General features: G+C 57.4%; 11 protein-coding genes. 6 read left to right on the forward strand and 5 right to left on the reverse strand.

From position 1 onward, the window contains the following. Window positions 1–13: 13 nt before the first annotated feature. Window positions 14–727 carry an NAD-dependent deacylase gene (locus NB063_RS11395; RefSeq protein ID WP_250928849.1) on the reverse strand — a complete coding sequence of 238 codons (714 nt, stop codon included), beginning with the start codon at window positions 725–727 and terminating at the stop codon, window positions 14–16. A 289-nt stretch (window positions 728–1,016) separates the two neighbouring features. On the opposite strand from NB063_RS11395, the gene NB063_RS11400 reads away from it, so the two are divergent. Both NB063_RS11400 and NB063_RS11405 read left to right on the forward strand, forming a co-directional pair. Beyond that, window positions 1,017–1,988, forward strand: a complete 972-nt coding sequence (locus NB063_RS11400; protein ID WP_250928850.1) for a serine/threonine-protein kinase — start codon at window positions 1,017–1,019, stop codon at window positions 1,986–1,988. Between the two features lie 3 nt (window positions 1,989–1,991). Beyond that, entirely contained in the window at window positions 1,992–2,960 is a 969-nt protein-coding gene (locus NB063_RS11405; protein ID WP_250928851.1) for an acetyl-CoA carboxylase carboxyltransferase subunit alpha, read from the forward strand. Window positions 2,961–3,247: 287 nt separating this feature from the next. On the opposite strand, the gene NB063_RS11410 is transcribed toward NB063_RS11405, so the two are convergent. Then, window positions 3,248–3,949: a CvpA family protein gene (locus NB063_RS11410; protein ID WP_250928852.1), complete on the reverse strand. Its 702-nt coding sequence runs from the start codon at window positions 3,947–3,949 to the stop codon at window positions 3,248–3,250. 278 nt (window positions 3,950–4,227) lie between these two features. On the opposite strand from NB063_RS11410, the gene NB063_RS11415 reads away from it, so the two are divergent. The 3 genes from NB063_RS11415 to NB063_RS11425 all read left to right on the forward strand — a co-directional run bounded on the left by NB063_RS11415 (window position 4,228) and on the right by NB063_RS11425 (window position 7,778). Continuing rightward, window positions 4,228–5,121, forward strand: coding sequence for a metal-dependent hydrolase (locus NB063_RS11415; RefSeq protein ID WP_250928853.1), 894 nt, complete (start codon window positions 4,228–4,230; stop codon window positions 5,119–5,121). Between the two features lie 110 nt (window positions 5,122–5,231). Next, the gene (locus NB063_RS11420; RefSeq protein ID WP_250928854.1) at window positions 5,232–6,395 is read left to right on the forward strand and encodes a glycosyltransferase family 4 protein; all 1,164 of its coding nucleotides are present in this window, start codon (window positions 5,232–5,234) and stop codon (window positions 6,393–6,395) included. Window positions 6,396–6,722: 327 nt separating this feature from the next. Continuing rightward, window positions 6,723–7,778, forward strand: a complete 1,056-nt coding sequence (locus NB063_RS11425; protein WP_250928855.1) for a transaldolase family protein — start codon at window positions 6,723–6,725, stop codon at window positions 7,776–7,778. Window positions 7,779–7,885: 107 nt separating this feature from the next. Here the strand turns inward: NB063_RS11425 and NB063_RS11430 are convergent, their stop codons facing one another. Then, the gene (locus tag NB063_RS11430) at window positions 7,886–9,115 is read right to left on the reverse strand and encodes a trans-sulfuration enzyme family protein (protein ID WP_250928856.1); all 1,230 of its coding nucleotides are present in this window, start codon (window positions 9,113–9,115) and stop codon (window positions 7,886–7,888) included. Then, a complete protein-coding gene (locus tag NB063_RS11435) occupies window positions 9,112–10,425 on the reverse strand; it encodes a trans-sulfuration enzyme family protein (protein ID WP_250928857.1) in 1,314 nt (437 codons plus the stop codon). Before NB063_RS11435 ends, NB063_RS11430 begins: the two co-directional genes overlap by 4 nt. Window positions 10,426–10,770: 345 nt before the next feature. On the opposite strand from NB063_RS11435, the gene NB063_RS11440 reads away from it, so the two are divergent. Continuing rightward, entirely contained in the window at window positions 10,771–12,207 is a 1,437-nt protein-coding gene (locus NB063_RS11440; protein ID WP_250928858.1) for a hypothetical protein, read from the forward strand. A 15-nt stretch (window positions 12,208–12,222) separates the two neighbouring features. Here NB063_RS11440 and NB063_RS11445 read toward each other — a convergent pair whose 3' ends face one another. Beyond that, on the reverse strand, window positions 12,223–13,098 hold the full coding sequence (locus NB063_RS11445) for a thymidylate synthase (RefSeq protein ID WP_250928859.1): 876 nt from the start codon (window positions 13,096–13,098) through the stop codon (window positions 12,223–12,225). Window positions 13,099–13,113 lie beyond the last annotated feature (15 nt).

Raw genomic sequence — 13,113 nt, forward strand, 5'->3', positions numbered from 1 at the left:
AAGGGCAGTTCCTTCAGGTGAGTTCTGCGAGCAGTCGGGGCACTTCTTCACTCGCTCGTCCCCGGCGGCATTCGTCAAACGCATCCGAGGCGGGCGTGTCGCCAAGGTTGATTTCGATTTTTCGGCAACTGCGCTTGGTCAATTGCACGATTCCCGCGGCGGGATAAACGAGGCCTGAGGTGCCGATGGCGATAAAGACGTCCGCATCCGTCGCGGCGTCTTCGATTTGTTCCAACCCGATCGGCACCTCCCCGAACCAAACCACGTGTGGCCGCAGGCAGCCACGCATCTTTTCGTTTTCGGGGGCGTTGGGGTGCGGCGTGTCCATGCCGAGATCTCCTCTCCATGCGAACAATTTGTTCGAGTAGATGCATCGAGCTTTGAAGAGTTCGCCGTGCATGTGCAGCACATTGCGACTGCCCGCCCGCGTGTGCAAATCGTCGATGTTCTGGGTGACGATGAGAAAATCGCCGGCAGACCGAGCGGCGTGTTTTTGCTCGAAATCGGCCAGAGCGACGTGGGCGGCATTGGGCTGGATCTCGGGTGATTGCAGGGCCCGCCGGCGTTCGTTGTAAAACCGGTGGACGAGCTCGGGATTGCGGGCAAATCCCTCCGGGGTTGCCACCTCTTCGACCGCGTGGCCTTCCCAAAGGCCATCGGCGTCGCGAAACGTCGGGATGCCTGATTCGGCGGAAATTCCGGCTCCGGTGAGGATGAGAATATTCATGTGGCGGTCAAAGAGCGGTGAACGAGGGGAGGGCAGGCGGCCGGGAAAATCATCGAGGCTGGGCTGGAATCAGGTTCACGGACGCAACCATTCTTGGGGAAAACTCGCGGGCGAGGGTAGGGCGGTCCGCAAAAATCGAGCCTCCCGGCGGGATCGCGACGCGGCCGGATTTCCGGCGGTTCCGTGGGCAGGATCTCTTCCCTTTCGTTCGCGGGGGGAGTTGGGCTATCATGCGTCGGCAAATTCTACCTGATCCGCATTTTCGACTTTTCTACCGTGTGGCTGCCTGATGTCCAAATCCCGCGATTTCCTCGGTCCCTACCGACTCGCCCGATTGATCCGGGTGGGGTCAACCGCTGAAGTTTGGGAAGCGATCGACGAAACGAGCTCGGACAACAAGCGGTACGCGTTGAAGGTGCTCCGGGCAAGCTGTGCGGAGGACAAAAATGAGCTGGCGCTGCTCAAGCACGAGTTCAATGTCGGCAAATCATTGTCGAGTCCGCGGATCATCAAAGTTCTTGACCACCAAACGGACAAGGGGCGACCGTTCTTGGTGCTCGAGCTGTTCAGCGAATTGAATATGAAGCAGGCGCTGCGGAAGGGGCCTGATTCGCTTGCCTTTATGCTGGACAAGATTATCGAGCAGGCCGCCGAGGGCCTCTATTACATGCACACCAAGAATTGGATTCACCGCGATATCAAGCCGGACAACTATCTCGTTGCCCGCGACGGTGAAACCAAATTGATCGACTTCACGATCGCTGAGCCGAAACGCACCGGATTGAAGAAGCTGTTCTACAAGGCGAAGACGGTCCAGGGCACTCGAAGCTATATGTCGCCGGAGCAAATTCGTGGCAAGCTGTGTGACGAACGCAGCGACATCTATTCATTCGGCTGCGTGCTGTTTGAGTTGGTGACGGGCAAGCCGCCGTTCACGGGACAAACACCTAACGATTTGTTGTCGAAACACCTCAGCGCGTCGATCCCGAGCCCGATCGTCTACAACGAAAACGTGACGACGGACTTCGCGGGAATCGTCAAGCGAATGATGGCGAAGAAGCCGGACGATCGTCCCGAGTCGGTTTGGGAGTTCTTAAAGGAGTTCCGCACGATCGAGATTTGGCGGAAACGGCCACGCGTGCCGGAGGAAAGTGTGTTCGATGACATTGGTGGCATGATGTCAGCCGAGGACATGATCAAGCGCCCGGACGGCAACTACGAAAAAAGAGACAAAAGCAACGGCAACAACGAGGAAGGCTAAACGATGGCGGGCCCAGGATTAGAATTTGAGTACGAGATTGCGGACCTCGAAGAGAAGATCGCATCACTTGAGCGGACGACAGATCGCAACGCGGAGATCGAGTCAGCGATCCGGTCGCTGCGTCTTGCGCGAGTGACCAAGCTGAAGGAAACTTACGGATCGCTCAATTCATGGCAGACCGTGCAAGTGGCGCGGCACAAGAATCGACCGTACACGCGAGATTACCTCAACCTTGCATTCGATGAATTCGTTGAACTGCATGGTGACCGGCACTACGGTGATGACCGTGCCATGTTGTCTGGCTTCGCAAAACTCGATCGCTTTAAGGTGATGGTGATCGGTCACCAAAAGGGTCGGACGTACAAAGAACGCGCCGCCTGTCACTTCGGCTGCGCTCATCCCGAGGGATACCGCAAAGCGATGCTGCGGATGAAACTCGCCGAAAAGTACAAACTCCCCGTGATCTGTTTCATCGACACTCCCGGCGCGTATCCCGGAATCGGTGCCGAAGAACGTGGGCAGGCTCAGGTGATCGCTGAGAGCATGTTTTTGATGAGTCGACTCAAGACTCCAATTATCTGCGTCGTCATCGGAGAAGGCGGCTCAGGCGGCGCATTGGGCATAGGCGTCGGAGACCGCGTCGCCGTCATGCAGCACGCCTATTACAGCGTCATCAGCCCGGAAGGCTGTGCGGGCATTTTGTGGAAGAGTCACGAACACGCACCCAAGGCAGCCGCCGCGTTGCGGTTCACGAGCGACCATTTGAAACGTCTCGGCGTCGTCGATGATGTGCTCGAAGAACCGCTCGGCGGCGCTCATCGCGATCATCACCAAATGGCGACTCGGATGAAGACTTATTTGTCTCGCCAGCTCGCGACTTTGGAGGCTCAGTCGATCGAAGAATTGGTCGAGGCACGCTATGAAAAGTTCCGGCGCATCGGAGTGTTTTTGGAAGACGGAGTGGCCGTTTGATGCGGCCATTTAGGTCGCCGGTTTTGAGCTGTCCAAAGTGCCGACCGCAGCGCGGCTTCAGCACGGCTCAGCGGTCGGTTTGCGGAGGCGTCTCAGCGATGTCCCGCAGGGGATCAAGCGGAATTCGACCGCCCTGCAACGTCCGATAATGCCTCTTATGTTGTATTCAATCTGTCTGAAACGATAGTTTCAGGCGGATTCAGGTTTCGCCCTCCTGGTCCTGTATCGTTATCTCGCCTGTGTCTAGGCGCCGCCCTGCCTCGTTGCGAGCGGTCTTTGTGCGGCGTTTATCTCTGCCACGGCGCGGGGCCGGTTGCCTGTTGCCACTGCGGTGGTGGCGTGAAGTTCGGCGTGAAATTGGAGGCCGGATTTTTGTCCGCTGACCAGGCGGGATCGGGCTGCGATTGCCAGGTCGGAAAGCCGGTTGTCGATCGCGTTTGTTGTGCTTCGCTGAGCCATGGTTGCAGCAGTCCGTCGTTGTTCGTTTTGGATTCGAATTGATCCAAATAAGGCTGCACGACGGACGCGAGTTCTTCGGGCATGATCGCATCGGATTGATCGAGCAGTTGCGCGATCCAGCGGCCGCTGCGGCTTTCGATGATCGCCGATCGGGATCGGTCGCCGAGTAGCGTCATGGCGAACAACGTGATCAGCGTGCAGAAAATCGCGCCTTTGCCGAGCCCAAAAAGCGCGCCGATCTGACGGTCAAATTCCTTCAGCTTCATCCGATCGATCGTGCCGCTGATCATCCGGAATGCCACCCAAATCACCAAAGACGTCCCGACGTACAAAATCAGCATTGCCAGAAAACGGTTCCACGGCGGTTCGGCGTGAATGTTCTGGCTGAACGGTTCACGGTAATGGTACGCGACCGCGTAGCTGACAACGATCGAAGCGATCGAAGCGAGTTGCCAGGCGAATCCTTTGATGGCGCCAAACAGCATCGCGCCGATCAAAACGATCGCCATCAAGATGTCGTAAGTTTGCACAGGACCGGATTTGCCGAAAGGATGAATCGAGATGGGCAGGCGTTCGAATCGGTCGCTTGTAGCAAAATCAGCGGAGTAGGGCGTAGATCAAAAAAATTTTGACCGCTTCAGCCTTGACGCGGTGCTTCCGAGGTGGCGTTGCTGGAGGATTTTCTGATATCCCGAAGGGTGATCGATCGGCAATATTTTTTTCGACCGCCCTTCCCTGCTCCGCTCGCACCTCGCCTCTGCCGTTACGTTTTTCAGTCCCCGTCACCCCTCATTGCATTTCGTCTCCCTTGGCTGGCTTCAAGACCCATATCTCGACGAGCACGGTGGTGGGCGTTGCCTACGGGTATTGGGGCGTGACGTCTCAGGGAATGTCACTCGAGAGCGGACTGTTGGCGGGCGGTTTGTGCAGCGTCGCGGGGATGTTGCCCGATCTCGATTCGGACTCGGGGGTGCCGTTGCGAGAGACGAGTCTCTTCATGGCCGCGATCGCGCCGATGTTGATGATCGATCGTTTTCGCGACATGGGGCTCTCGAACGAATCGATGGCGCTCGCCGCGATGTTGGTCTACATCGGGATTCGGTTTGTTGCCGTTGAGTTCTTTCGGCGGTACACCGTGCATCGCGGGATGTGGCACAGCATTCCGGCGGCGCTTGTTGCCGGGCTGGGCGCGTATCTGATTATGCCGTGTCCGAGCGAAGCGATTCGCGTTTACAAATCACTCGCGGTGTTACTCGGTTTTTTAACGCATTTGATTTTGGATGAAATCTGGAGTCTGGATTTCAGCAGTGGTCGGTTTCGCGTCAAAAAGTCCTTCGGTACGGCGTTGAAGTTTTTCGGGAACGATTGGTGGGCGAACGTCTCGGTATGGGGCAAGCTCGTTTTGCTGTGCTATCTGGCGTGGGGTGACCACGCGATTTTGGATCGGCTTCGGCAGCGCGTGCGGCTGGAGCGTGAGCGTTATGCGATTCCTGAGCCGACGTGGGGGCCGGAGTCACCGGCATCGCTCTATCCGCAGCAGAGCGAGCCGAATTCGTTACCGCCCTACCCTGCCCCGTCGCAGCCGACCCCAGGCTACTCTCCCGGCAATTATTGGCAGGCCTTGCCGGCTGATCCACAACGGGTTGCCGTCCCGCCGCCGCACTCTGCCCTGCCCTGGTCCGGCGATGCTCAGTCGTTCTGAGTTTTCACGATCGATGCCGGTGAAACGCGAGGTCAGCCCGGTTGGGAGTCAGGTTTCTGCCGCGCTGTCTCGGTATCAAACCTTGCTAGACTCTGGCATCAAAATCCTGCATGCGGCGAATCGTGCGTGCGACGATCAACGCTCTGTTTTACTTGTTATCCGAACCATCGCGAACGCGACCTAACGTCATGCGAATCATGTTGTCGACTCCAATCCCGGAGCTCATTGAGCATCTCGAGGCCGACCCGCAAATGCAAGTCTCTTGGTTGGCGACGCGGGATCAAGTAGAGCGATATCGAGCAATGGGGGTCGGGGGCCAGAGCTACGAATACACGGTGGGACGAGCAAAGTGCGATCCGCGATCGGCGATGGAGATGAGGCGAGCGATCCAAGAAGAAAAGCCCGATCTACTTCACGCGTTTTATGGTCGGGCAATGTCTCATTCGGTGTTGGCAACGTCGGCGATGCGGCAGCGGCCGTTACTGGTTTCGTTTCGGGGAATCACCTCACGCTTGCATCGCTTTGATCCGTCGGATTGGTTGACCTACCTCAACCCTCGGTTTGTCGGTCACGCCTGCGAGTCAAACGCGGTCCGAGATGCGATGGTGGCGTCGGGGATCGCTGCAGAGCGTTGTTATGTGACCTATAACCGAGTCCCTCCGGTGCAGCCAAAGGTAACGAGGGAAGAGCTGTTGTCGCGATTGGGTGTGCCTCCGTCAGCGTTTGTTATCGGTACCGTCGCGACGATGCGACCGGTTAAAGGAATTGACGTGCTGTTGAACGCGGCGATCGAATGTTCTGATCTGGACGACGTCCACGTCTTGCTGGTCGGTAGCGTGAAAGACAAGCGGGTCGAGCAATTGATCCAAAACTCTGAGATGAGTAGCCGAATCCACGCGATCGGCTATCACGCCAACGCGCCAGAATTCTTGCCTGCCATGAATCTGTTCGTGATGCCTTCTCGCCAGGAAGCGTTATGTCTGGCGTTGTTGGAGGCGATTTCGTGTGGTGTCTGTCCGGTTGTTTCGGATGCGGGTGGACTACCTGAGGTGGTGCGTCACGAGGTCGATGGATTGGTGTTTCAAAAAGAAGATGTCGCAGGGCTTGCCGCTGCGATTCGTCGGTTGCATCACGACCGCACCCTGATTGAGCGATTGGCATGTTCAGCAAAGCAACGCAGCGAGGAGTTCTTTTCGGCGGAACGCTGGTGCGAGCGTGTCGAGAAGATGTATCGCAGCGTGTTGGCCAAGCACAGACCGGGGGCGCTGGGGTAGACGCAATTGCTTGAGCCCTGAGCGACAACGTTTCACGGCATCGCGGTATTCTTTGTGGCGATTGAGGAACGTGGGAACCCGTTTTTGCGAAGCATTCCTGCTGAGCTGCTTGATCGGTGCTGCCTCGGTCGCGAGTTCGTGGCATCTGTCGTTGGTATTGGAACACGGTATGCTTTGAAAAAGGCGATACCGTCGATGCGTCTCGCCGCTCTGTTGACAATTGGTCAGGGTCCGAGCGGCGGCGGAAGTTGATAAACTTTCCGATGCAATAGAGGCTCGGGGCCTCGTTCACCCAATTTCACACCTTAAAACGTAAGGCTGACACACATGTCCACCCCGCTCAAATCACTTATCGACACCGGCACCAAACTGTATCTGGATTCGGTCGAGCCGGCGGAAGTCGACAAAAATCTCGCGTACGGAGCCGTCGGGGCCACCAGCAACCCTGCGATTATCTCTGGCATCGTGGCTGAGGGCGGGCTCGATTCCGAGATCGAATCGATGTTGGCCGATGGTAAGACCGACGAAGAGATCGCGTGGGCGCTGACGGACCAGTTGGTGAGCGAAGCGGAGGCGAAGTTCGCCGACATTCACAAAGCGACCAAGGGGAACGCGGGCTGGGTCAGCTTTGAACTCGATCCGCTTTTGGAAGATCCTTCGCTTGGTTTGAAGGAAGATGATGTCGTTGAGAAATACATCGAGCTGGGCAAGAAATGGTCCGCCGGACATACGAACCGGATGATCAAAGTGCCCGCAACACCGGCCGGGCTGAAGGCTCTCGAGCCACTCGCCGCCGCTGGGGTCACGCTCAACGTGACGTTGATCTTCACCGACGAGCAGTATCGCATTGCCCGCGAAGCGATCTGGCGCGGAGTCAATGGGAAGGTTGATCCTGCTCAGTTCAAGTCGGTTTACAGCATTTTCATTTCTCGTATCGATGTTTATACGAGCAAGAACGTGTCGCTTTCGGAAAAAGCACAAGGCATGGTCGGGATTGTGAATGCGAAACGCGTTTGGAAAGAAAACCAAGCTTTCTGGGCAGACAAGGGATTGCCGCTACAGCAAGAGTTGATCTTTGCCAGCACGGGAACGAAGGATCCCAAAGACCCGCCGTGGAAGTACGTCGTCGCGCTTGCCGGAAGCGACATTCAGACCAACCCGCCGGAAACCAACGCAGCGATCGCGGAGAGCGACGTGACGTTCACGCGAACGGTTGATGACATGCCGTCCGACGAAGTGCTCAGCGAAATCGACGCGGCTGTCGACGTGCAAAAGATGCACGAGTTCTTGATGGCCGAGGGCGTCGATAAGTTCGTCAAGCCTCAGCGTGCGTTGCTGAAATTGATCGCGGACAAACGGCGCGAGCTTTCTCCCGCCTCGTAATTGAACCTGAGCGTCTGATGACGCCGGCGTATCCGATGGCGCCGGGGTTGTCCGACGGCTCAGACAAAGTTTGCCGGCGAACGAGCTTGCTCGCTCGCCGGGGTTGTTCACTCGGCCGAGCCGGCTTCAAAAGCTTGCTGCAAGTCGTTCTTGAGATCGTCAACGTGTTCGAGCCCGACGGAAAGTCGGATCAGGGAATCGGTGATTCCGTGTTTGGCTCGGTCCTCTGCCGCGTAGGAAGCATGGGACATCGTGGCAGGTTGTTCGATCAGCGATTCGACCGCGCCGAGGCTGACGGCGAGGTGAAACAGACGCGTGTTTTGGCAAACATTGCGAACCGTTTCCAGCGACCCGTCGAGTTCGAATGTGATCATGGCACCGAATCGTTTCTGGTCATCCGCTAAGTTTTCATCGAACAGGCGGCGAGCCATCCGAGATTGGGGATGCGAATCGAGCCCCGGGTAAATGACTGAGCGAACTCGTTCGTGAGTCTCCAGCCACGTGGCCAGTTTCATCGCGGTCGCGGATTGTTCGCGGATGCGAAGATCAAGGGTTTTGAGCCCTCGGGAAACCAGGAAACAGCTCATCGGATCGAGCACCGCGCCGGTCGCGTTTTGGATGAAGTAAAGCCGATCGAGTAGGTCTTGGTCGGCAACGGCGAGTGTGCCGCCCAGGCAATCGCTATGTCCGCCTAGGTACTTCGTCGCCGAGTGCATGACGATGTCGATGCCCCACGACAGTGGCCGCATGAGAGCCGGGGTGCCAAAGGTGTTGTCGACGCCCGTCAGGATTCCGTGTCGTTTGGCGATGCGGGCGATCGCGGGGAGGTCGGGGATGGTCAGCCTCGGATTGCCGACCGTTTCGCCCCAAATCAATTTGGTGTCGGGCGAGATCGCCGCTTCGACGGCTTCCAAGTCGGTCATGTCGACAAGTGTGACGCGAATCCCGCTGGCGTCGCAAATCCGATGCAGCAGGCGATAGGCGCCGCCGTAAATGTCGGTGCCCGCCACCACGTGATCGCCGGATCGCAGCAGCATCGTTACGGCATGAATGGCTGCCATACCTGAGGAGAACGCCAGTGCCCCGGCGCACTGGGTGGTGTTTTCGCTCTCAAGTGACGCGAGCGTTGTTTGCAGTGCTGTGCGGGTCGGATTGCCGCTGCGGGAGTAATCATATTCGCCCCACTGCCCTGCCCCGGGCTGACGAAACGTGCTTGCAAAGTGGATCGGCGGAACGACGGCGCCCGTGGCCGGGTCGACTTCACCACCGACGTGGATCGCTCGTGTGCGGAAACCGTTCGTCAGTCGATTACCGGTTGCTTCGTGACGGTCGCTCATACCTCAAGCGTCGCCAATGCTTGGTCAAGGTCCGCGATCAAGTCGGCGGAGTCCTCAATACCGCACGAGAACCGAATCATGTTGTCGGAGATCCCGAACGACTCACGTTGCTCCGGCGTGTAGCCGAAATAGCTCATCACCAGCGGTTGTTCGATAAGAGATTCCACGCCGCCCAAGCTCGGAGCGATGCGTGCCAGTTTGGCTGCGTCCACAACGCGAGAGGTTTCTCGCCAGTCGGCATCTTTGACGGTGAACGTGATCAAGCCGCCGAAACCCCGCATTTGCTCGCGAGCGATTGCGTGTGTGCGATGGGAGGGTAGCCCGGGATAATAAACGCGATCCACACGCGGGTGATCTTCGAGGAACTTGGCAACGGCCAAGCCGTTTTCGTTGTGCCGCGCCATGCGGAGTGCGAACGTCTTCAGGCCACGTTCGAGTAAATAGAGGCTGTGCGGGGAACTCACGCTACCCAAGCATCCACGAAGTGCCCGCACCGGATCGAGCAGTTCTCGCCGACCGCAGATCACGCCGGCAAGCAGATCGTTATGTCCGCCGAGGTACTTGGTTGCCGAATGCAGAACGTAGTCCACGCCATAGTCAATCGGTTTGAGATTGAACGGCGTGGCCAGTGTCGCGTCGATCAGTGTCTCGACTTCGTGAGCTTTGCCAATCGCTGCGAACTGTTCGAGGTCAACGCAGGTGAGGTGTGGGTTGGTCGGGGATTCCGAAACGAGCATTTTCGTTTTCGGTGTAATCGCCGCTTCCATGGCGGCAAAGTCGCCGGTGGGAACCTGCCGCGTCACGACGCCGAAGCGGGCGAGGTGTTTCGAGCAAAACTCACGGCTGCGGTGATAGCACTGGTCAAAGAAGACGATTTCATCGCCCGCTGACAGCCGGCTCATCAATAGCCCGACGATGGCTGCCATTCCACTGGAGTACAGGATGGCATCTTCGGCGCCTTCGAGCGCGGCCAGTTTGGCTTCGACGACACGCTCGTTGGGATTGCCGTAGCGGCCGTACTCTTCGCGTTGCTCACGCCCCTCAACGAATTCCAGCAGCTCGTTGGTGGACTCAAACGTGAAGGTCGACGCCGAATAGATGGGAGTCGCAATGGCTCCTTCTGATTTCTGTCGTCGCTCACCGCCGTGCACGCATTGCGTCGACGTGCCATGGGGACTGAGTGGGGCGACGAGACCCGTGTCCGCACTCGAGTTGTCGGACGAAGAAGTGGCCGGTGGGGTGCACGGGCCGGTGGTGACGCACGTCAGCAAATCGGTGGTTTCCACCGATTCAATCGAATTGGTTTTCATTTCAATGGCTTTTTAGCAGTGAGGCTGCAAGCGGCCGCAAATCCCTACATGTTTGCGAGCCGGACTTCCGAGGAAACCCGGCTAGAGTGATTCTCAGGTTAGCCACTTGCCCGCTTTTGGGCAAGCGATTTTCTTTGGGAACTTTGGGCGGAGTTCCAAAGCCGATATTTGTCAGCCGTTAACACCGCTGTCCTGCTTTGCTCTCCCTGACGATGGCCTACAATGAACTCGTCTTGATCGCAGGAGATTCGGCGGGAATGGGTGGGGTGAATATGTCCGAAGGAGACCGAGCGAAAAGGACCTCAAAATCAGGATCAACCACCGCAACTGTCACGGTTCGCTTTGATGAATATGTTTAGAAAAGATCGAAAAACACACCGTCGATGTCGGCGAGTCGGTTGCGTCGGTGACGCTGGCTCGGCCGCTCGCTGCCGTGTCCTGCAGAGTGTTTTCGCGGTGACATTGGTCGTGTTGGCGATGCCTTTGACGGCGCAGGAACCCTTGCCCGGTGCCACCGATACCGGCGAGGCAAATAAACCCGTAAAGCTCGCAATCAGTTCTCAACCGCATCTTCCCAGCGATCAGATCGCAGCGGTGTTTGATTCCTTGAACGAAATGGAAGCTTCAGAAGTAGATGCTTTGGGACCGAACGATCCGGACCGGGCGGGTGAGGAAGGAACAACCGACGAACAACAAGACGCGGCTTCGCCGTCAGGATCGCAGTCCGATCCCACGGAAGCAACTGCCGCTGAAATCGTGCAATGGGTAGATCAACTCGGGTCGACCGAGTTTGCCGCGCGAGAGCAAGCGACCTTGAAGCTTCGCAAGGTCGGGAAACGGGCTCTCTCGGTGTTAGAAAAAACATCACGTGAACACCCCGATCCGGAGGTCCGCATGAGGGCGAATGATGTTGCCAAAGGAATCACCGGAGGCGAAACCGCCGGGCGGATCGATGCGTTTCTTGCTGGGCAAGACGTATCGCTCGACGGTTGGGAAGTTTTTAAGAAGATTCTTGGGGACGGGGTGCGGATACGCGAGCTGTTTGTGGATTTTTTGATGCGACATGGCGACGTCGCTTCTTCACTCGAAGGCACATCGACGGATCGACAATTGGCGTTTCAGGCGACCGTCGTGGGAGTCCAGCGTGGGATGTTTGTCGAGCAGCGGTTGCCGACGGAAGCGGACTTGATCGCCCTCATACTGCTCGCCAATGATCACGGCATGCCCGTCTCGCGGGTTGAGGAAAATGCTATCTACACGGTGCTGCGCCGCGATGCCACCAACAAATTGCTGAGCGACGCGCAATTGTCGGGGCCGTTTCGTTCCATGCTAGGCGGATGGATTTCACGCGATGATGTTTCCAATCGCGAAGAGATGTTGTGGTTCGCGTTGAGTTGGGATCTGGTCGAGGTGTTGCCATTGGCATTCGCAACACTCGAGAAGTCGACCGATCCGATCACGATAAGCATGGCAATGCAAGCGATCGCGCGATTCGGGGACAAGAGTAGTATTCCCGTCGTCGCCAAGTTCCTTGGTGACGAACGCCCCGCGAGTGAGCAGCAATACGCCAGGGGCACGTTGGTGCAAACGCTCGTCTGTGATGCAGCGGCAGCGACGATCATTTTGTTGAGCGATCGTTCGCTTGCCGATTTTGGGATGAACGAATCGGCCGAGCATCCCAAGTATGGATTTATCGTGATGGAGATCGGTTTCCCGATCGAGGATCCGAAACCACGCGAGGAAGCGATGGAAAAACTGAAAAAGGAACTGCTGCCTGAGTGATCCGGTGCAGACCTTTTATACGGCAACCGGCGCTTTGATATGCGGGTGTGGGTCGTAGTCGATCAGTTCAAAGTCCTCGAATCGGAAGTCGTCGATTGATGCGACATCTCGGTTGATGATCAGTTTGGGGCGCGGTCGGGGTGTCCGTGTGAGTTGTTCGCGGGCCTGTGCGTAGTGGTTTGAATACAGGTGCACATCGCCGAGGGTGTGAACAAACTCCCCGGGCTCGAGCCCGGTTACTTTGGCCATCATCGTCGTTAGCAATGCGTAACTCGCGATGTTGAACGGCACGCCCAGAAACAAGTCGGCGCTGCGTTGATACATCTGGCACGAAAGACGTCCGCCGGCCACGTAGAACTGGAACATCAAGTGGCACGGGGGCAGGGCCATGTGGGGAACGTCGGCGACGTTCCAAGCCGAAACGATCAGACGACGCGATTGAGGGTTGGTTCGAATTTCGTTTTCGACCCAAGCGATTTGGTCGATCACGTCGCGATCGCTGTTGTTGGCCGCGGTATTGCTCTTCGCTGCTGATTTGTTCTTCGTCGCTGAGTCGCTTGTTCGGCTAGGTTCGGCGGATCTTGCCGGCCAGCTCCGCCACTGGTGTCCGTACACCGGGCCGAGTTCACCGTCCGCGTCGGCCCATTCGTCCCAAATCGAAACCCCGTTTTCCTTGAGCCAACGGATGTTCGTTTCGCCACGGAGGAACCACAGCAGTTCGTAGATGATCGACCGCACATGGAGTTTTTTTGTCGTTAGCAATGGGAAGCCATCGGCCAAATCAAAACGCATTTGCCTGCCGAAGAGGCTGCGTGTGCCCACGCCTGTTCGATCATCGCGATCGAGTCCTTGATGAAGAACCTCGTCGAGGAGTTCTAAGTAGCCGTGCATGAATCCAGTTCTTTG

Origin of the sequence: Aporhodopirellula aestuarii (genome assembly GCF_023701485.1) — a bacterium.
GTDB classification, from domain to species: domain Bacteria; phylum Planctomycetota; class Planctomycetia; order Pirellulales; family Pirellulaceae; genus Rhodopirellula; species Rhodopirellula aestuarii.